Origin of the sequence: Paraoerskovia sediminicola (assembly GCF_030296575.1) — a bacterium.
GTDB lineage: Bacteria > Actinomycetota > Actinomycetes > Actinomycetales > Cellulomonadaceae > Paraoerskovia > Paraoerskovia sediminicola.
The window spans coordinates 2,578,985-2,599,101 of sequence record NZ_AP027729.1 but is presented as its reverse complement, the minus strand read 5'-3'; the positions used below and the strand labels follow the sequence as shown (position 1 = coordinate 2,599,101).

The 20,117-nt window shown below is 70.3% G+C and carries 12 protein-coding genes and 3 pseudogenes; 11 read left to right on the top strand and 4 right to left on the bottom strand.

What is annotated here, in order from left to right:
- Positions 1-209: 209 nt before the first annotated feature.
- Both QUE47_RS12005 and QUE47_RS12000 read left to right on the top strand, forming a co-directional pair.
- Positions 210-2,963: an McrB family protein gene (locus QUE47_RS12005; RefSeq protein ID WP_286217479.1), complete on the top strand. Its 2,754-nt coding sequence runs from the start codon at positions 210-212 to the stop codon at positions 2,961-2,963.
- 6 nt (positions 2,964-2,969) lie between these two features.
- The gene (locus QUE47_RS12000; protein WP_286217478.1) at positions 2,970-4,148 is read left to right on the top strand and encodes an McrC family protein; all 1,179 of its coding nucleotides are present in this window, start codon (positions 2,970-2,972) and stop codon (positions 4,146-4,148) included.
- A 297-nt stretch (positions 4,149-4,445) separates the two neighbouring features.
- On the opposite strand, the gene QUE47_RS11995 is transcribed toward QUE47_RS12000, so the two are convergent.
- A complete protein-coding gene (locus tag QUE47_RS11995) occupies positions 4,446-5,309 on the bottom strand; it encodes a GTP pyrophosphokinase (protein WP_286217477.1) in 864 nt (287 codons plus the stop codon).
- Positions 5,310-5,371: 62 nt separating this feature from the next.
- On the opposite strand from QUE47_RS11995, the pseudogene QUE47_RS17405 reads away from it, so the two are divergent.
- Positions 5,372-8,249: pseudogene (locus QUE47_RS17405) on the top strand (ATP-dependent DNA ligase).
- Positions 8,250-8,330: 81 nt separating this feature from the next.
- On the opposite strand, the gene QUE47_RS11980 reads toward QUE47_RS17405, so the two are convergent.
- Together QUE47_RS11980 and QUE47_RS11975 are read right to left on the bottom strand one after the other, a co-directional pair.
- On the bottom strand, positions 8,331-9,215 hold the full coding sequence (locus QUE47_RS11980; protein WP_286217475.1) for a class F sortase: 885 nt from the start codon (positions 9,213-9,215) through the stop codon (positions 8,331-8,333).
- Positions 9,215-9,988: a CHRD domain-containing protein gene (locus QUE47_RS11975; RefSeq protein ID WP_286217474.1), complete on the bottom strand. Its 774-nt coding sequence runs from the start codon at positions 9,986-9,988 to the stop codon at positions 9,215-9,217. Before QUE47_RS11975 ends, QUE47_RS11980 begins: the two co-directional genes overlap by 1 nt.
- Positions 9,989-10,174: 186 nt before the next feature.
- On the opposite strand from QUE47_RS11975, the pseudogene QUE47_RS11970 reads away from it, so the two are divergent.
- The 3 genes and pseudogenes from QUE47_RS11970 to QUE47_RS11960 all read left to right on the top strand — a co-directional run bounded on the left by QUE47_RS11970 (position 10,175) and on the right by QUE47_RS11960 (position 13,513).
- A pseudogene (locus tag QUE47_RS11970) lies at positions 10,175-11,096 on the top strand (NADP-dependent oxidoreductase).
- A 134-nt stretch (positions 11,097-11,230) separates the two neighbouring features.
- Positions 11,231-12,916, top strand: a complete 1,686-nt coding sequence (locus QUE47_RS11965) for an ABC-F family ATP-binding cassette domain-containing protein (RefSeq protein WP_286217473.1) — start codon at positions 11,231-11,233, stop codon at positions 12,914-12,916.
- 114 nt (positions 12,917-13,030) lie between these two features.
- Positions 13,031-13,513: a pyridoxamine 5'-phosphate oxidase family protein gene (locus QUE47_RS11960; protein ID WP_286217472.1), complete on the top strand. Its 483-nt coding sequence runs from the start codon at positions 13,031-13,033 to the stop codon at positions 13,511-13,513.
- A gap of 30 nt (positions 13,514-13,543) precedes the next feature.
- On the opposite strand, the gene QUE47_RS11955 is transcribed toward QUE47_RS11960, so the two are convergent.
- On the bottom strand, positions 13,544-14,935 hold the full coding sequence (locus QUE47_RS11955; protein ID WP_286217471.1) for an MFS transporter: 1,392 nt from the start codon (positions 14,933-14,935) through the stop codon (positions 13,544-13,546).
- Between the two features lie 364 nt (positions 14,936-15,299).
- On the opposite strand from QUE47_RS11955, the gene QUE47_RS11950 reads away from it, so the two are divergent.
- The 5 genes and pseudogenes from QUE47_RS11950 to mqo all read left to right on the top strand — a co-directional run bounded on the left by QUE47_RS11950 (position 15,300) and on the right by mqo (position 20,116).
- Positions 15,300-16,667 (top strand): hypothetical protein, encoded by a 1,368-nt coding sequence (locus QUE47_RS11950; protein WP_286217470.1) that lies wholly within the window; start codon positions 15,300-15,302, stop codon positions 16,665-16,667.
- Positions 16,668-16,753: 86 nt separating this feature from the next.
- Entirely contained in the window at positions 16,754-17,377 is a 624-nt protein-coding gene (locus tag QUE47_RS11945) for a hypothetical protein (protein ID WP_286217469.1), read from the top strand.
- Positions 17,378-17,400: 23 nt separating this feature from the next.
- Entirely contained in the window at positions 17,401-17,568 is a 168-nt protein-coding gene (locus QUE47_RS11940) for a hypothetical protein (protein WP_286217468.1), read from the top strand.
- 11 nt (positions 17,569-17,579) lie between these two features.
- Positions 17,580-18,410: a hypothetical protein gene (locus QUE47_RS11935; RefSeq protein WP_286217467.1), complete on the top strand. Its 831-nt coding sequence runs from the start codon at positions 17,580-17,582 to the stop codon at positions 18,408-18,410.
- A gap of 201 nt (positions 18,411-18,611) precedes the next feature.
- Positions 18,612-20,116: pseudogene (gene mqo, locus QUE47_RS11930) on the top strand (malate dehydrogenase (quinone)).
- Position 20,117: the final 1 nt, after the last annotated feature.

The window sequence follows — 20,117 nt, the reverse complement described above, 5'->3', positions numbered from 1 at the left end:
ACTACTCGTGAGGTACAGGTATGCGCCCGACAAGCAGCCCGAGGCGCTCAAGCTCGTCATGGATCAGGTGCAGGCGATGGCGCCGTGCTACGCGGAGGAGCGGCGGTGGGTAGCCCGAACGCTGGGCGAGGGCAGTCGACCTGTCATCGAGCACCGCTGCTCACTTCGCCCAGATCGATACGCTCGTCAAGAACCCAGGAGGTACGAACGTGAGCGATGGCACGGATATCGAAGTTCAGGAGCGCGAATTCCGCCGCCGATGGCATGAGGCACATATCCAGCGGTTCGAGGCCGAAGCAGAGGCAAGCAACCGGGGTTGGCGCGACCGCAATATCGCACCACATGCCGGAGAAGCATTCCCGTTCATCGAGGCGCTTCGTCGTTCGCGAGACTTGAGTGCGTTTCAAGCTGGAACCGACAAGTGGGTGCGGGGGTTCGCGTCCGGGTATGCTGGCACGGCTGGGCAGATGATCGTCAACCAAATCAACAAGATTTCGTCTGACCCAGATGCGGCCGTCAGCGTCCTGCTCGATGCACTTTCAACCCCAGTTGATCTTTCCGACGCGACACGCAAGATCCGAATCCTCGCTGACTACCTCCAGCAGATTCGCGTTGGGGCGCACCCCAGCCCCAAACGAGCTCCGTTCGTCGCCTCCTACTACTGGGGCTTGGATGACCCGAAGGCTTGGCCAGTGGCATGGCCGAAGTCGACCGACTACGTGGAATACTGCACCGGCACGTCGGACTACAAAGACCAGGGTGATCGCTATGCCGCGCTGTACGACTACGCGGTCGAGTTCGATGGCAACCCGCTCAGGTTCGAACAGGTAGCGGCCTGGTGGGCCGATGCGCGACCGATCGTGATCGACGATGTTCTGTGCGATCGAACGCTCTTGCGTGAGGGCGCAAAAGAACGCGGCGACGACCCCGAACTATATCGTACGAATGCGCGGGCTCTCTTGGCGGCCGCCCAGCACATCGGCGCAACCCTCGAATCCGAAGTTGCAGAGGCGACGGGTCGAACGCTCAAGATGTTCAAGCCATCGTTGATGTGGGACGGCGTATGGCCCCGCGGCGATCTCTGGGTCGACTGGCGCGTCCCGCAGACGTACGGCCTTTCTGTGCGTCTGTGGCTCAACGGGCACGGTCTCTCGGTGGGGCTGCGCCCCTATCCAGATGGAGAAGCCGGGGCCACACAACGGGTCGTCGGGGTCATCGAAGGCCGACCGCTCGACGGATACGAGGTTCTGGCTGGAGGAGCATCTCGCGTTGGCAAGAACGTCGGTTTCGTCGGAGGCGGCACGGGCGAAGTCATCTACGCGCGATGGTTCGATCGCGACGCATTCAGCGGTCTGGATCTCGCCGCAGAGGTGCTTCGAACCGCCCACGACGTGGCCCCACTAATCGCAAAGCTGAACGGCGAGGACGCGGCTGGGCAGGAAGCCGACGAGCTTTCCACCGTCGTGGATGAATTCAAGCGCGCCACCGAGTACCCGACCGCTGGGCATGAGCAAGACAGGGCTGACCGTAAGGACTTCGCGAAGCTTCTCGACCATGAAGAGTTGGCGATCGTCGACCGGGTCGAACTCCGCCGGATCTGGAACTCGGGCAGGTACGGCAGCACGGGCCCGATGTCGATTCTCAACACCAGCTTGCGGGACGCCGACGAAGCCGAGTACAACAGGATCATCGCGACCTTCGACTACCTCTGCTGGGGAACGGACGCTCCAGCCGTCAGGATCAATCGGATCCTCGAAGATGACGAGCTCCGCGTGAAGGGGTTCGGCGAGTCTGTGATCATGAAGATGCTTGCCATCTGCCACCCCGAGCAGTTCATCACCGTATATCCGTACGCGGGGCCCAAAGGTAAGCTGCGGATGCTGAAGCTTCTCGGAATACCTGCGCCAACCTCATCGTCGCGCGGAGAGCTGCAAGTCGAGTCAAACGATGCTCTTCGAGCACGACTTGACCGGTACTTCCCGGGCGATGCTCTGGGCATCGGCGCATTCCTCTACTGGTACGCCGAACGGGACGACGAACCACATATTGAACCGGTATCCGACCCGCTCGATGAGCTAGCCGAGGAACTTCTCGTGGATCGCACGTTCGTCGACGATATGGTCTCGCTGCTCGAAGACAAGAAGCAAGTGGTCTTCTACGGCCCACCCGGAACGGGCAAGACCTACTTCGCCCGCAAGCTCGCCGAGGCCTTGGTGCCTGATGTCGAGCGGCGACCGGTCGTGCAGTTTCATCCGTCCACCTCCTACGAGGACTTCTTCGAGGGGTACCGGCCCGAGACTGACGCCGACGGCGCCATGACCTACCGCTTGCAGCGTGGGCCGCTCGCTGATCTTGCGGCACGCGCGAGTGATGCGCCTGGGCGCCGTCACTTAATGATCATCGACGAGATCAATCGGGCGAACCTTCCGAAGGTGCTCGGTGAGATGCTGTTTTTGCTCGAGTACCGCAACACTCCGGTTCGCACCTTGTATCGGCCCGACGATCCGTTCGAACTCTCGAAGGACATCTGGTTTATCGGAACGATGAACACGGCCGACCGATCGATCGCACTGGTCGACGCGGCGCTGAGGCGACGGTTCCACTTTGTGCCGTTCTTCCCGAACCACGGTCCGATGGCCGGACTTCTCGACCGCTGGCTTGACCGCGAAAGCGAGCCCGCTTGGGTCGGCGAACTCGTCGCCCAAGTTAACGACGAACTGGAGCGAGAGTTGGGCGGTCCGCATCTCCAACTGGGACCCAGCCACTTCATGAAGCATGATCTCAGCCGTGATGCGCTCCGCCGCATCTGGGAGTACGACATCGAGCCCTTCATCGAAGATCAGTTCTTTGGTGATCCGATCCGTATCGACCACTTCCGATTCGAGCGGGTATGGTCCCGCTTTCATGAACTTGCACCAGAATCGGTCAACGAGAAGCCGACCGACGACGCCTCTGAAAGCTGACCTGCTGTGCCGATTCTCTCGGAGTACGGCTCGATCGACCTCAACCTCACTCGTCGCCAGGCCGAGGCTCTTCAATGCACCGGTTTTGTTGTCGTGAGTCCTGTGCTTCCCGAGCGCTGGCGCGTCACGGCCACGTCGTTTGTTGGCTCCCTCGTTGTCGACGGTGTCGAGTTGTTGGTTCGCCCGAAGATCAACCCCGAGAACCTCTTTCTACTGCTCGAGCCTGGTTTGCCGCCGAATGCCTGGCGAAGGGAAGTTTTCAACTATGACGCAACTTCCGACTTGCTATCGTCGTTCGTCTCATTCTTCGCCAGAACTCTGGAGACCACGCTCGGGCGAGGAGTGATGCGGTCGTATCAGGCACGTGAAGATTCGCTTGTTGCACTTCGCGGCCGATTGGATGTCGTCGGGCAATTCAGGCGGGCAGGGGCGCTCACCCCCGTGGCCTGCGCATACGACGAATTCTCAGAGAACATCATCGAGAACAGGACGCTCCGGGCAGCGATCAGACTTGCCCTTCGGGTTCCCAAAGTTCCGCCATCTGAGCGACAACGTCTGATGCGGCAGTTGGTTGCGCTCGACGGAGTGGAAGACGTTGCCATTCGTGCCGAAGACATCGACAACATCCCGGTGACTCGGCTCAACCAGCACTATCAACCGGCGCTCCGACTCGCGCGCCTCCTGTTTGCGAACCTCACACTCACCGACGCACGAGGAGCGACCTCCGCATTATCATTCATGGTCGATATGAACGAGTTGTTTCAACGCTTCGTGACCGAGCGCCTCCGACGCGCCCTCCGAGGAAGGCTTGATGTCATCGATGTGCCGACCGTGCATCTCGGCTTGGGACGTCGAGTAGCGATGCAGCCAGACCTCGTGTTCCAGCAGCTGAATGGCACGGTGCAGTACGTCGGCGACGTGAAGTACAAACTGACAACTGACGCACGCGGTCGGAGCGGCGACTACTACCAGCTACTGGCCTACACCACCGCGATGGACCTCTCCGAAGGTGTGCTGATCTACTGCCGCCACCCCGATGATCCAGTCACCAAAAGTACCGTGGTCGTGAAAAATGCGGGAAAGAAGCTCGTGCTTCGATCGGTCGATCTGAGCGGCAGCGCGGCATCAGTTGAGCGGGAGGTTGCAGCTCTCGCCCAGGCGATCGCCCCGACAAACGCACGGTAGTGCCGCGACGCCGCATGAGTACTCACACCGCCCACGCCGCCGTGGGATTCCGCCGTCCAGGACGAGTCGACGAACCCCCTGACGCGGTTGCTCAGCAGAGCGGCGATCTAGTTATTAAGCCTGCTGTCATTCCCTTCGAGCCCGTCCAAGACCTCATGAAGCGCGACTGAACCGCCCTGGTCTGGTGGAGGCTCAGGTCACTGGACTTCGGCCAGGGCCTTTGCTCCCTGTTGGGTAGCGTAGACAGCGTTCTCGAACTCGGCAGGCGGGACGTCTGCGAAGATGCACTGGGGCTGATCAGGAGTCGCGGTTGTGCAGGTCGTTGTCGATGCCCGACGACGCGAGGAGGGTCGCGAGGACCTCCGGGCTGATCGCCGGCACGGAGGAGGTCTGCGGTCGCTTGAGCCTGCCGCCGGCGTCGTGGTCCCCAGCGGCCGGGACCGGGGCGCCGGACGTCGCCGCTCCGCTCGCGGGGGCCGACGCGATCTCCTTGACCTCGTCGTGGATCGACTCCATGGAGCGGTCGAGCTGGCTGGCGACGTCGGCGGCGAGCTTGAGGTCCGTGAGGATGTGGTCCGGGACCTCGCGGTCGAACTTGTAGTAGATCTTGTGCTCGAGGCTCGCCCAGAAGTCCATGGCGATGGTGCGCAGCTGGACCTCGACGACGACCTGCTCCACGCGGTCGGACAGGTACACCGGGACCTCGACGATCAGGTGGAGGCTCTTGTACCCGTTCGGTTTGGGGTCGCGGATGTAGTCGCGCTCCTCGATGAGCGTGAGGTCCGCCTGGCCGAGCAGCATGTCGCGCACCCGGTCGATGTCGGAGACGAACCCGCAGGTGATCCGGACCCCGGCGATGTCGAACATCTCGCGGCGCAGGCTCTCCGGGGTGAGCTCGATGCTCTTGCGCCGGGCCTTCGCGACGATGCTGTCGAGGGACTTGAGCCGCGAGCCGAGGTGCTCGATCGGGTTGTAGTCGTGGATGCTGCGGAACTCGTCGCGCAGCACGGTGATCTTGGTCATCACCTCGTCAATGCCGAACTTGTACGTCATCAGCAGCCGACGGGTCTCGTGGAACTGGTGCGCGATCTCCTCCGCGGCGAACCCGGACCCGGCCCTCGGGTGCTCGGCGTCGACAGGGGCCTCGAGGTCGTCGTCCACCACCCCAGGCTACGTCGGGCTCCGGCGCCCGACGCGCGTGGTCCACATTCCCTGGGGATGCTGTGGGGGTGGCGGGAGGAGAGGTCGTACGGGTCGACGGCCGCCGCCTGCGCCTGACCCACCTGGAGAAGGTCCTGTACCCGGCGACGGGGACGACCAAGGGCGACGTGATCTCGTACCTCACCGCGGTCGCGCCCGCCCTGCTCCGGCACAGCGCCGAGCGCCCGGCCACGCGCAAGCGCTGGCCCGACGGCGTCGGGCGGCCCGGCCCCGCCAGTGGCACTGACGGCGCTGACGGCACTGGCGGTTCGGGCGACGGGGCCGGCACGACCGGCGGGGCCGCAGGCGAGGGCGGGCCGGTCTTCTTCCAGAAGAACCTCGACGCGGGGACGCCGGACTGGGTGCGGCGTCGCCCGATCGAGCACAAGAGCCGGACGACGGAGTACGCCCTGGTCGGGGACCTCGCGACCCTCGTGTGGCTGGGCCAGACGGCGTCCCTCGAGATCCACGTGCCGCAGTGGCGGTTCGGTCGCACGGGCGTGCGCCTGCCGCCCGACCGGCTGGTGCTCGACCTCGACCCCGGGCCGGGGGCGGGACTGGCCGAGTGCGCCGAGGTGGCGCGCTGGGCGAGGACGCTGCTCGAGGGCATGGGCCTCGACCCGGTCCCGGTGACCAGCGGGTCCAAGGGCATCCACCTCTACGCGGCCCTGACCCCCGGGGCGGGTGGCCGCACGGCCACGTCCGACGAGATCGCCTCCGTCGCCCACGAGCTGGCCCGAGCGCTCGAGGCCGACCACCCGGACCTCGTCGTGAGCGACATGAAGAAGTCGCTGCGCGGCGGCAAGGTCCTCGTCGACTGGTCGCAGAACAACGGCGCCAAGACGACGATCGCCCCGTACTCCCTGCGCGGCCGCGAACGACCCTTCGTCGCCGCCCCGCGCACCTGGGCGGAGCTCGACTCCCCCGACCTGGCCCACCTCGAGGCGTCGGACGTCGTCGCGCGCCTCGAGCGTGACGGGGACCTCCTCGCCCCGGTCGCCGCCGGGCACCTCGCCGCGCTCGAGCCCACGCCCGAGCGGCTGGCGACGTTCACGCCCGCCGCGGGGACGTCGTCCGGCACCGGGACGCAGGGCGACGGGAGCGGGCATGACGACGGCCGGTCGGCGTCCCGCATCGACCGGCTCACGCGCTACCGCTCGATGCGTGACGCCGACCGGACCCCGGAACCGGTGCCCGACGATGTCGCGACGGACACCGGCGACACACCGACGTTCGTCATCCAGGAGCACCACGCGCGGCGGTGGCACGAGGACTTCCGGCTCGAGCACGACGGCGTGCTCGTGAGCTGGGCGCTGCCCAAGGGCGAGCCCGACGACCCGGGACGCAACCACCTCGCCGTCCAGACCGAGGACCACCCGCTCGCCTACGGGGCGTTCGAGGGCACCATCCCGAAGGGCGAGTACGGCGCCGGCGAAGTCACGATCGCCGACGCGGGGACGTACGAGCTCGAGAAGTGGCGCGAGGGCAAGGAGGTCATCGCCGTCCTGCACGGGGAGCGTCGTGGGACCCGGCGGCTGGCGCTGATCCACACGGGCGGCAAGGGCAGCAGGTCGGGCGCGTCGGGGGCTCCGGCGGCTCGGGGGCTCGGACGACACGTCGAACCACTGGCTGATCCACCGGATGAAGGAGCAGCCGGGCGGCGCCGGGCGTGCCGGCGGCGGCAGTGCCAGAGGCGACGGCGACGACAGCGCGAACCACGGCACCAGCGGCGGCAGCGAGGAGGACGACCCCGCCGGGTCGCAGCCGCGCGAGGGAGCGGCGTCGCGCGAGAAGACGCGATCGCCAGAGGCGCCCGACGCCACGCCGCCGCGCCCCACCGGAGCAGCGCGGGCCACGCCGCCGCGACCGATGCTGGCGCAGGCGAGCGCGGAGCGCGCGCTGCGGTCCGCGGTGCGGGACGAGCCCGACGACTGGGCCTTCGAGGTGAAGTGGGACGGCGCCCGGGTGCTCGCGTCGGTCGACAGCACGGGGGCTCGGCTGACCAGTCGCTCGGGCGCCGACGTGACAGCGTCGTACCCGGAGGTCGCGCAGGCGCTCGTCGACGCGCTCGCGGCCGCACCGGAACCCTCCGCGGGAGACGCCCACGCCCGGTCGTGGACGCTCGACGGCGAGGTCGTAGCCCTGGACGCCGCCGGCCGGCCGAGCTTCCGGCGGCTGCAACGCCGCATGAACGTCTCGTCCGCCGCGGAGGTCGCGGCCGCGCGCCGCCAGGTCGGCGTGCAGTACATGGCGTTCGACCTGCTGGCGCTCGACGGGCGATCGCTCCTGGGCGAGCCGTATGCCACCCGGCGCGAGCTGCTCGAGCAACAGGTGGGCGGCGCCGAGACCTCGCTCGCCGTCCCGCCCGCCCTCGACGACCTGGACGACGCGCTGGGGCTGAGCCGCAGGTTCCGGCTCGAGGGGATCGTCGCGAAGCACAGGGACGCGACGTACGTGCCCGGGCGGCGCTCGTCGACGTGGCTCAAGGTCAAGCACGTCCACGCGCAGGAGGCCGTGGTCGTCGGCTGGCGCCCCGGTCACGGCGACCGTGGCCGTCTGCTCGGGTCGCTGCTGCTCGCCGTGCCGGACCCCGCGGTGCCCCCGACGCGCGGGGTTCCGTTCGGTCTGCGCTACGTCGGACGCGTCGGGTCCGGGTTCACCGACCGCGAGCGCCGTGAGATCGTCGAGCGGCTCGCGAAGGTGGAGCGTGCGACGGCACCGGCCCGCGAGGTCCCGGCGGCGGACGCGGCGGACGCCCGCTGGGTGACGCCGCGCGACGTCGTCGAGGTGCTCCTCGGCGGGTGGACCGGGGACGCGCCGGGCGCGGGGAGCGTGCGCCACGCCGTCTGGCGCGGTTGGCGGCCGGACAAGGACCCGGGCGACGTGGTCGTGGAACCCTGACCGGCGCCTCCGGGCGTGCGACGAGGTCACGGCGTCCGCGGACTCCGTGACCTCGTCGGCGTGACCGCACCCGCGGCCCGGTCAGACCTGGTGCGCGTACACGACCGTGTTGTCGGCGTAGTGGCCGGTGTCGGGGTCGATGTCCCCGCCGCAGGTGATGACCCTCAGCTCGGGGTCGTCGGTGTTCCGGTAGACCTGCGCGGTCGGGAACTGGTTCTTCGGGTAGGTCTCGACGTGGTCGACGACGAACTCCGCCGTCGTGCCGTCCTCGCGGTCGACGAAGACCGTGTCCCCCTTCGCGACGGCCGCGAGGTCGTGGAAGACCGACGGCCCGTTGATGCTGTCGACGTGGCCGAGGATCACCGACGGGCCGGCGGCCCCGGGTCGGGGCGACCCGTCGTACCAGGCCGCGTCGTCGACGACGGAGACGTCCTCGTCGCCGGGGACCTCGATGGTGCCGTCGTCGGCCTGGCCCATCGTCACGAGGTCTGACTCGACCTCGATGGAGGGGATCCGGACCGTCGCGGGGAGCGGCTGCTCCTTCGCCGGCTCGGGTTCAGTCGTCGGCTCGGGGGCGGGCTCGGCCGGCTCGGCGGCCTGCCCGGCGTCCGGCTCCGGGACCGAGCCGTCGAGGAACCGGGACCCGGTCGAGGGGAACGTCGCGGGGTCCGGGCCGGTGGACGAGCTCTCGGCCGACGAGACCTCCGACGACGCGGCGACCGCTCCGGTCGACGGACCGAGGCCCGCCGCCGGGTCGACCGCGGGCGGCGCCGGGTCCTGCGTGGCGAGCCCCACGGCGACCGCGCCGCCGCCCCCCACCAGGAGGACGGTGGCGAAGGCCACGAGCAGGGGACGCCCCGGGCGGGCACGGCGGTCGGTGCCACCGGCCGGGCCGGTCCCCGTCTGCCGGTCGGCGCGACGCCCGGCCGGAGGGCCGGACCCCGCGTGCCGGGCGTCGGGAGCCATCAGCTGTCCGTGCGGAGCGTGCGACGACGGATCAGCAGCGCGCCGCCGGCGAGGGCAGCAGCGCCACCGGCAGCGAGGAGACCGATGTTCTCGACACCGGCGGTCGAGCCGGAGCCGGTCTGGACGCCGCCCGCGGGCATGTCGGCCATCTGCGAGACGTTCATGATCCCGCAGAGCGCCGGGTCGGTGGCCTCGGCAGGCAGCGACGGGTCGAGGTCGGACATCTCGTCGCCGTCGTACGTGCCGTTGTCGTTGTAGTCCACGCCGTGGACGACGACGGCCGCCTCACCGGAGGAGATGTCGTCGGCGAGGGCCTGGGAGACCTCGATCTCGCCGCGCTCGTAGGTGATGTCGCCGCCCGCGGCGGTGTCGAAGCGGTCCACGGCCAGGGCCGAGTCCGGCGACGTGTCACCGCTGGTCGTCAGGGAGACCTGGACGGTGCCGTAGGACGGGATGCCCTCGGACGTCGTGATGTGTCCGTCGCCGTCGGCGTCGTCAGCGGCGACGGGGCACTGGTTCTTGGCGTCGCTGCCGTAGTGGATGTGCGCGGCGTGCGGGCTGTCGGCGAGGAGGCCCGTGGCCTGGAACTCGACCTTGAGCGTGGTGCCGTCGACCCAGACCATGGCCGAGCCGGACCCGTCGACGCCGTTGAGGGGCACCGGCTTGAGGTCGCCCTGGGTGGTGTCGGCCGCGGCAGCGGGGCCGGCGACGGCGAACATCGCGGCGAGCGTGAGGGCGGGCGCCGCGATCAGGGTGCGGGTACGTGCCTTCATGATCGTTCCCTTCGTTCGTGGGCCGCGCAGGTCGCGGCCTGATGGTGGTTCGGAGCGACCGCCGGGGTGGATGGGTCGCAGTTCTGCCGCCGCGCCCCGGGACCGGCCGGGACCGGCCCGGGCCGGGCCCGGGTGCGCCTCGTCACGTTCCGGAATGCGCCGGCACGGGGGCCCGTTGCACCCGTCATGCGAGCTATCACCTACAGCACCTACGGCCACGCCGACGTCCTCGAGCTCACCGACCAGCCGACACCCAAGGTCGGCCCCGACTCCGTCCTCGTCCGCGTCCGCGCGGCGAGCGTCAACCCCGTGGACTGGAAGGTCCGGGAGGGCTACCTCGACGGCCTCATGGACACCGAGTTCCCGGTCGTCCCGGGGTGGGACGCCGCGGGCGTCGTCGAGCAGGTCGGCCTCGACACCCCGGAGCTCGCCGTCGGCGACGAGGTCTTCGGGTACGTGCGCAAGGACGTCATGCACGGCGGCACGTTCGCCGAGTACGTCGCCGCACCGGTCCGCACCCTGGCGAAGAAGCCCGCCTCCCTCACGTTCGAGGAGGCCGCGGGCGTCCCCTCGCCGGGCTGACGGCCTACCAGACCATCGAGCGCACCGGCGTCCGCGAGGGCCAGACCGTCCTGGTGCACGCCGCCGCGGGCGGGGTCGGGTCGTTCGCCGTCCAGATCGCCGTCGCGCGTGGCGCCCGGGTGATCGGGACCGCGTCCGAGGCGAACCACGACTACGTGCGCTCGCTCGGCGCGGAGCCGGTCACCTACGGGGACGGCCTCGCCGACCGCGTCCGCGCCCTCGCCCCCGAGGGGTGGACGTCGTCCTCGACTACGTGGGCGGCGACGCCCTCGCCTCGACGAAGGACGTGCTGGCGGACGGCGGGACGGTCGCCTCGGTCGCCGACCCGGCGGCCCGTACGGAGCTGGGCGGGATCTACGCGTGGGTGCGGCCGTCGTCCGACGACCTGGCCGAGCTGGCGCGCATGGCCGACGCCGGGACGCTGAAGGTCGAGATCGCCAGGACGTTCCCGCTCGAGCAGGCCGCCGACGCGCACCGGCTCTCCGAGGAGGGCCACGTGCGCGGCAAGGTGGTCGTGACCGCCTGACCCGCCGACCGACTCCATCTCGACCTGACGGGTCGTCCGTGCACCCCGCAGCGGTGCACGGACGGCCCGTTCGGCCGTGCAGAGCGAGGGAATCAGTTCGTCGGGACGGTCCCGCGTCAGGGATCATGGCGGGCATGGGTCATATCGACATCTCCGAGGTCGGCTACGAGCTGTCCGACGGCCGCACTCTGCTCGGCGGCGTGAGCCTGCGCGTGCCCACCGGCTCGCGCACCGCGCTGATCGGCCCGAACGGCGCCGGGAAGACGACGCTCCTGCGCATCGTCACCGGTGACCTCGCGCCGCACCGTGGCGCGGCGACCGTCCAGGGCGGCCTCGGCGTCATGCGCCAGGTGCTCGTCCGCGCCGACGACCCGACCACGGTGCGCGAGGCCCTCGTCGACGTCGCACCGAAGGCCGTGCGCGACGCGGCCCGCGAGCTCGCCGACGCCGAGCTCGGCATCATGACCGTCGACGACGAGCCCGCCCAGATGCGTTACGCCCAGGCGATCGTCGACTGGGGCGACGCCGGCGGGTACGACGCCGAGAACGAGTGGGACAAGGTCACCACCGAGGTCCTCGGCATCGGCTTCGAGCAGGCGCAGTGGCGCGAGATGCGCACCCTGTCCGGCGGCGAGCGCAAGCGTCTGGTGCTGACGGCGCTGCTGCGCGGCCCCGAGGAGGTGCTGCTGCTCGACGAGCCCGACAACGCCCTCGACGTCCCGACCAAGCGCTGGCTCGAGGCCGAGATGACGGCGACGCCCAAGACGTTCCTCTACGTCAGCCACGACCGCGAGCTGCTCGCGAACACGGCGACGCACGTCGCGACCCTCGAGACCGGGACCGCCGGCGCGAAGATCTGGGTCCACGGAGGCGGCTTCGGCACCTACGCGCAGGCACGCCAGGACCGCCTCGACCGGCAGGAGGAGCTGCTGCGCCGCTGGGACGAGGAGCACGCCAAGCTCAAGGAGCTCGTGCTCACGCTCAAGACCAAGTCGGCGTTCAACGACGGCCTCGCGAGCCGCTACTCCGCGGCGCAGACGCGACTGCGCAAGTTCGAGGAGGCCGGGCCTCCCCCGCAGCTCGCCCACGAGCAGGACGTCCGCGTGCGCCTCGCCGGCGGGCGGACGGCGAAGCGCGCCGTCACCTGCACCGACCTCGGCCTCACGGGGCTCATGGAACCCTTCGACATCGAGCTGTTCTACGGCGAGCGGGTCGCGGTGCTCGGCTCGAACGGGTCGGGCAAGAGCCACTTCATGCGGCTGCTCGCCCGCGGCGGCTCGGACCCCGACAAGGAGCACGAGCCCGCCGAGGGGTCGCCCACGATCGACCCCGTGACACACACCGGCAAGGCCTCGCTGGGCTCCCGCGTGCGGCCGGGCTGGTTCGCGCAGAACCACGGGCACGCCGAGCTCGAGGGGCGCACGCTGCTGCAGATCCTGCACCGCGGCGAGGGGCACCGCTCCGGCATGGGGCGCGAGGAGGCCTCGAAGGTCCTCGACCGGTACGGGCTCGTGGGCCAGGCCGAGCAGCGGTACGAGACGCTCTCGGGCGGCCAGCAGGCACGCCTGCAGATCCTGCTGCTCGAGCTCGGCGGCGCGACGCTCCTGCTGCTCGACGAGCCCACCGACAACCTCGACCTGCACTCGGCCGAGGCCCTCGAGGCCGGGCTCGCGGGGTTCGACGGGACCGTCGTCACCGTCACCCACGACCGGTGGTTCGCACGCGGGTTCGACCGGTTCGTTGTGTTCGGGGCGGACGGCCGGGTCGTCGAGACCCCGGAGCCCGTGTGGGACGTGGAGCGGGTCGCCCGGGCGCGCTGATCGACCGGTCGCCGACACGTCGCGCGCGTGCCACCCTCAGGGATCGCCGGTCCGCGCGGTGGTCGCAGCCGTCGGACGCGCAGGTCACAGTCGTCGGAGCGGGAGGACGCAGCGATGGAGCAGCACGAGATCGATGCCGAGCTGGACGCCGCGGCGGGCCTGCTCGACTCCGCCTCGGCGGGGCACCTGTCCTACGTCGCGCAGGACAGCACACCGAGGGTCGTGCCGGTGGGCATCTGGTGGACCGGTACGCAGTTCGTGATCTCGACGGCGTCCACGGCCCCGAAGGTCGCGGCGCTGACGGCTCGGCCAGAGCTCGCGCTGGCCGTCGCCGCCGGCGGCACGCCCCAGGACGCCCGGTACCTGTCGGTGCGCGGGAGCGCGGAGATCCGCGTCGTCGACGGGCTCGTCGACGAGTACGTCGCTGCCGCCCGCAAGAGCATGGACCCCGAGGCCGCCGAGCAGTTCGTGGAGAGCTGCCGCGCGATGTACGACCAGATGGCGCGCATCGCGGTCACACCCCGGTGGGCGCGCTACTACGACTTCGGTGCGGGCCGGATGCCGAAGTTCCTGCAGGACCTCGCCGAGCGCGGGTGAGCCCAGACCCTGCGGCTCGCGGCGGGTCGCTCAGGTGGCCGCCGACGCGTCACCGTCGCCGGCCGTGACCTGGGCGTCGCGGATCCCGGCCCAGCTGACGAGCCCGCCGAGGATCAGCAGGCCGGCGGTCACGACGAGCGAACGGTGGAAACCGCCGAGGTCGAGGCGGTCACCGACGATCACGCCGGCGAACGCGACCACGACCAGGCCCGCGATGCGCGAGATCGCGTTGTTCGTCGCCGAGGCGATCCCGGCGTCCGACGCGGGGGTCGACCCGAGGATCGCGGAGGTCAGCGGCGAGACGGTGGTCGCGAGGCCGAGGCCGAACAGGACGATCCCGGGGAGCAGCTGCGTCACGTAGTGCGCCTCCTCGGTCGTCGTGAGCATGAGCAGGTAGCCCGCGCCGGCGACGAGCGGGCCCACGGTCATGAAGCGACGCGGGCCGTAGCGCCCGGCCAGCGTGCCGGCCCGGCCCGAGAGCAGCAGCATGAGGATCGTCACCGGCAGCATCGCGAGCCCCGCGGCCGTCGCGCTGTACCCGGCGACCTGCTGGACGAAGAGCGTCACGACGAACCCGCCGAACCCGAGCGCCCCGTAGATCGCGGCCGTCGCGACGTTGCCGACCCAGAAGTTGCGCACCGCGAAGAGCCGCAGCGGCAGCATCGGGTCGGGTGCTCGGTGCTCCCACCACACGAACGCGCCGAGCGCGGCCAGTCCTCCGACCAGCGGGACGAGCACCACGGGGCTGCCCCAGCCGAAGCGGCCGCTCTCGATGAGCGCGAAGACGGGCCCGGCGAGCCCCACCGCGGCCAGGACCGCGCCGCGCAGGTCGACTCGGCGGCCGCTCGGCTCGGCGCTCTCGGTGATGCCGCGGAGCAGCACCAGGGTCACGACGACGGGCAGCACGTTGATGCCGAACACCCAGCGCCACGAGAGCGTGTCGACGAACAGCCCGCCCACCAGTGGGCCGACGACCATCGCGGTGCCGGACCACGCCGTCCACCGACCGATCGCCCGGCCCTGCGCCGGGCCGGTGAACGTCGAGACGAGCAGGGCGAGCGAGCTCGGCACGAGGAGAGCACCGGCGACCCCCTGGAGTGCGCGCGCACCGATGAGGAACGGACCGGTCGGGGCCGCCGCGCACAGCAGCGAGGCGACCGCGAACCCGACGAGCCCCCACCACAGGACGCGGCGGCGCCCCTGGACGTCCGACACCGAACCGGCGACCAGGATCAGCGCGCCGAGCGTGATGAGGTAGGCATCGACGACCCACTGCTGCAGGGCGAGAGCGTCCGCCGGCCCGGTCGCGAGATCGTCCGCGATCGCCGGCAGCGCGACGTTGACGACGGTCCCGTCGAGGAACGCGACGAAGGACGCGAGGATCGCGACGACCAGGACTCGGCGACCAGGATTCGACGGCACCTGACCACGGTAGGCGCGACGGCGTCCCATGGGGAGTTCTGCCCATGGGACGCGCGGTGGCGATCCAGTAGCCTCGGCCGCGGACCACGACGGAGGGGCACGATGCCGGACCTGAAGATCGACGAGGAGACCTCGCCACCGCACGCGCCGAGCTCGCGAGCGCCGCCGAGGCGATCGCCGACGGTGGGGGCGACAGCGGGTCGCTCGGGTCCCCGGCCGTCGCGGCCGCGCTCAACGAGGTGCTCGCGGTGCTCGGCGGGTTGACCGCGGTGCTGACGGAGGACGTCCAGGGGCTCAGCGACCGCGTCCACGAGTCCGACGCGACGCTCGACTCCCAGGACTCCGAGCTGTCGCGGTCGGTCCGATGATCTACGTCCCCCCGCTCGGTATCACCAGCGGGCAAGGGTCTCCGGCCGGCATCCGCGACCTCGCGGTCGACCAGCGCGACCGTGCGGGCGATCTCGACGACCGCGTCCAGCACGTCGCGAGGGCGAGGACGGCGCTCGACGGCAACCACGCCGACTTCGTCTCCGCGCTGCGCTCCGAGCTGGCCGTGCTGCCGAGCCGCTACGACGCGGTCGCCGAGGCCTACGAGGACGTCGCCGTGATCCTCGACGACTACGCCGACGCCGTCGAGAAGCTCCTGGACGAGGAGAAGCAGCTCGAGGAGCAGGTCGCCTCCGACACCTCGACCCTGGGGTACGCGCGCGAATCGTGCCTCGCGACCGACCCGTCGTTCCCGGGCTACGACCTGCCGTGGAACTTCGCGCCGTCACCGTGGACGGCGCCCGAGCTCTCGGGCCTGGGCCACTGGCACTCCGCGATCACGACGCTCGAGTCGAGCCGGGCCGCGCTCGCCGCCATGCCGGAGCGGCGGCAGACCCTCGACGAGACGACCGCGCAGAAGCTGCGGGCCGTCGAGGTGTCCGGCCCCGGGATGAACAAGTGGATGTCGGCGCTCGGTGTGGCCACGGTGCTCGGCAAGGGTGGCGCCGCGGCGTACAAGGTCGGCAAGAACGCCTGGAACATCGCCACGTTCACCAGCCTCGCCGCGGAGTTCGGCAAGGCAGCGACGGCCGCAGGCTCGTCACCGGCGGCCCGGAGCGCCATGACGTTCATCCGTGGGATGCAGGAGACCGCGGTCAAGGGCACCGGGACGGTTCCCGCCTTCGTCACCAGGCTCGCAGGTGTCACGCGCCTCGACCGGATCCCCGGCGTCACCTCGGCGCTCGGTACCGCGGGCAAGCTTCTGGGGCCGATCGGCGGCGGTCTGCAGATCTATGACGGCGTCAACCGGATGTTCAACTCCCAGTACACCGGGACACGGAAGGTCGCCGACCAGATCGTCGGTGGCGTGGGTGTCGTCGGCGGTACGGCGACGCTCCTCATCGCGGTCGGTGCCATCGGCGCCACGGGCATCGGGGCGCCGATCGCGCTCGGTGCCGCGGTGATCGTCGGCGCGTGGGCGCTGGGCAACCTGGTCTACGACCACTGGGACGACATCACCGGGTTCGCGTCGAAGACCTGGGACACGATGGTCGCGGGCCACAAGTACGTCGCCCAGAAGACGGCCGAGGTGCTCCATGACGCCGGGAGCGCGATCGTCTCGACGGCGTCCGACGCCGCCGGTGCGGTGGGCGATACCCTGTCGAGCGCCGGGAACGCGATCGCGGACACCGGTGGCAAGGCGCTGTCCAAGGCGGCGGGCTTCGTCGGCGGGCTGTTCGGCTGACCGAGCGCACCGGTCACGGGCGAGGCGCGACCTGCCGCGCCCTGACCAGCAGCCCCTCAGACGACGTCGACCGATCGGACCCCACGATGGCCGAGCCCGGCCCTGACCGCAGTGTTCCCGATGCCCCCAGCAGCATCTCCGGCGACCGCCCGACCTGGAAGGTGCGGCGGGTCGCGAGGCAACGCAAGGCTGCCCTCGGCCGTCTGGTGCACGTCGAGACGGTCCGTCCGGGGCTCCGGTTGTTCGCGGCGTACGCCGTCTTCGTCGGCGCCCTCATGGCGGTGGGGCTCGCGCTCGGCTCCCCGGACGTGCTCTCGGCGTTCGTGGCGGTCCTGGTCGTCCTCGCGGTCCTCACCTGGCTGGTCGCGTCCGAGAAGCTCCTCGTCTTCGAGCGCGGCGTCGTCCTCGGGTCGTTCGTGGCCGGGACCCGCCCCATGGCGCTGCCGTTCCACGCTGTCGACCCGAGCACGCTCCGCTCGTCGCTCGGGGTCGGCGGTCGGCACGGGCTGCCGAAGCTCCTCGCGTTCCACAACGGATACGACGCGAACCATGCATACCACCACTGCCTCTGGGCGCCGTACGCCCTGACGTTCATGGGTCCGCTGGACATCGCCGTACGGGGGCCGGGCGCTGGTCCCGGGCACGCCGGACGGCACCGCTCGCCCCTGGAGAGGCCCCCGTCGCCGAGCTGTGGGTCTTCGGCGCGCTGACGCAGCCTCGCCTCGAGCGGCTGGTGGGCGTTCTCGCGAGCACGATGCGCTCGGCCGGGATCGCGGGTCTCGACGACCTCGAGTCGAAGGCCCTCCCGCCGCGGCGCATCACCGGCACCGCCGAGGACGCGAGCTACCTCTGCATCCCGACCGACCTGCGCGCCCCCGAACTCATGCACCCCCACCGATGACGGAGAACACCGTGACAGAGCAGAGCGAGCGCACGGCCGGAGCCACGACGCCCCGCTGGACGCCGAGCGACCTCGAGGCGGCGTCGACCGTGCTGGCGATGCGGCGCCCCGGCGAGGCGGTCCACGCGATCACCCTCACGGACGAGGAGGTCGTGATCCTCGACGGGCTGGAGCGCGACCAGCTCGTCGTGCTCCCCTGGCTCTCGCAGCAGGACGCCGACCGCGCCCTGCTCGGTTCGGTCGCGCTCCGGTCCCTCCTCGCCCGAGGCATGGTCTGGCCCGTCGAGCCCGCACCGCGGTCCGAGGACGGGATCGCGATCGAGGCCGTACCCGAGATCACGGGGACCCTGGTGCTCCGCCGGTCCGCCGGCGCGATCCTCACGGCTCACCGGGCGTCGTCCGACGCGGAGAGCTGGTGGTACGGGTACCTGCACGACGGGCGGACCGTGCTCGAGGAGGACGTCATGGAGAGCGGGCACCACACGTTCGGCGTCTACGACCTCGACCTCCTCACCGAGCGGCTGGGACCGTTCCTCGACCCGACCACGGCCGCCAGGACGGACAGCGCCCCGCGGCCCGTGCCGCGCGCGGACCTCGACGCGCTGGTCGCGAGCGACCCGGTGTTCACCGAGGCCGTGGTGGCGACGGTCCTCACGTCGGTGCGGGTCGACTCCGACGAGGCACAGGTCGTGACGGTCTACGCGGGCCCGCACGGGGTCCACGCGCTGCGCGCGGCAGACCCCGGCGACACCTCCGGCACGGGCCCGCTCACGGTCACCGAGCTCGGGCCCGAGGGGCTGCTCGCGCTCGCGTCGTCGCTCCTCTCGGGGCCGCCGCGGTGACGCTCCACCGCTCCTCCGTCAGGGTTTCGCCGGTGGTGTGACGCACTGCACAAACCTGAGACCCGGTCTCACAGAAGCGCTTCTGCATCGTGGAACTACTCGCTGACCTGCACTGTTACCCGTTCAACGATCGCCGAGGTGACGAGACTGCGTGATCGGCGTCACGTTTGTGCAGAGCGTCACGAACCCTAGTCTCACGGCATGTCGAATTCTCAGGTGGAAGAGACCGTCGACGTCGCCCTCATCGGCGGCGGGATCATGTCCTCGACGCTCGGCGCGATGATCAAGCTCCTCGAGCCCACGTGGTCGGTGCAGATCTTCGAGCGCCTCGACCAGGTCGCCCAGGAGTCCTCGAACCCGTGGAACAACGCCGGCACGGGCCACGCGGCGCTCTGCGAGCTCAACTACACGCCGGAGCGCGCCGACGGCTCGATCGACACCAGCAAGGCCGTGACGATCAACGAGCAGTTCGAGGCCTCCCGCGAGTTCTGGCACCACCTCGCGACGGCGGGCCACCTGGACCGGGACCAGACCTTCCTCTCCCGCACGCCGCACATGACGCTCGTCCGCGGCGCGGAGAACGTCGACTACCTGCGCCGCCGCCACGAGGCGCTCGTCGCCCACCCGCTCTTCAGCGACCTCGAGTTCAGCGACGACCCCGCGGTGATCCGCGAGTGGGCCCCGCTGCTCGTCGAGGGCCGCGACCCGCAGGAGCCGATCGCCGCGACCCGCGCCGAGTCCGGCACCGACGTCGACTTCGGCTCCCTCACCCGCCAGCTCTCGGAGTTCCTCGTCGAGGACGGCGCCGAGCTCCACCTGCAGCACCAGGTCACCGCGCTCAAGCAGCGCAAGGACGGCACCTGGCGCATCAAGGTGAAGGACGTCTCCTGGAACGCCGACCCGCGCCCGCGCACGGTCAACGCGCGCTTCGTGTTCGTCGGCGCCGGAGGCGGCGCGCTCCCCTGCTCCAGAAGTCCGGGATCCCCGAGATCAAGGGCTACGGCGGCTTCCCGATCAGCGGCGAGTTCCTCCGCACGTCCGACCCCGAGATCGTCGCGCAGCACCGGGCGAAGGTCTACGGCAAGGCCGACGTCGGCTCCCCGCCCATGTCCGTCCCGCACCTCGACACGCGCGTCGTCGACGGCAAGAGCTACCTGATGTTCGGCCCCTACGCGGGGTTCAGCCCGAAGTACCTGAAGAAGGGCAAGCTCACCGACATGGTGACGTCCGTCAAGGCGGGCAACATCGGGGCGATGCTCGGCGCGGGACTCAAGAACATCCCGCTGACCCAGTACCTCATCAGCCAGGTGATCGCCCGGCCGGAGACGAAGTTCACCGCGCTTCAGGCCTTCTACCCCGAGGCGCAGCCGAAGCACTGGGAGACGATCACCGCCGGCCAGCGCGTCCAGGTCATCAAGAAGGACCCGAACGGCGGCGGCGTCCTCGAGTTCGGCACCGAGGTGATCGCTGCCGCGGACGGCTCGATCGCAGGCCTGCTCGGCGCCTCTCCGGGCGCGTCGACCGCGGTCTCGGCGATGGTCGACGTGCTCGAGCGCTGCTTCCCGTCGAAGTTCGAGGACTGGCGTTCGCACCTGGCGACCATGGTCCCGAGCCTCGGCCTCGCCCCGTGGGAGCACGAGGAGATCGCACAGCTCGCCTCGGCCGGCCCGGACGGGATCTCGGACGCGGTCAGCACGGACGCCTGAC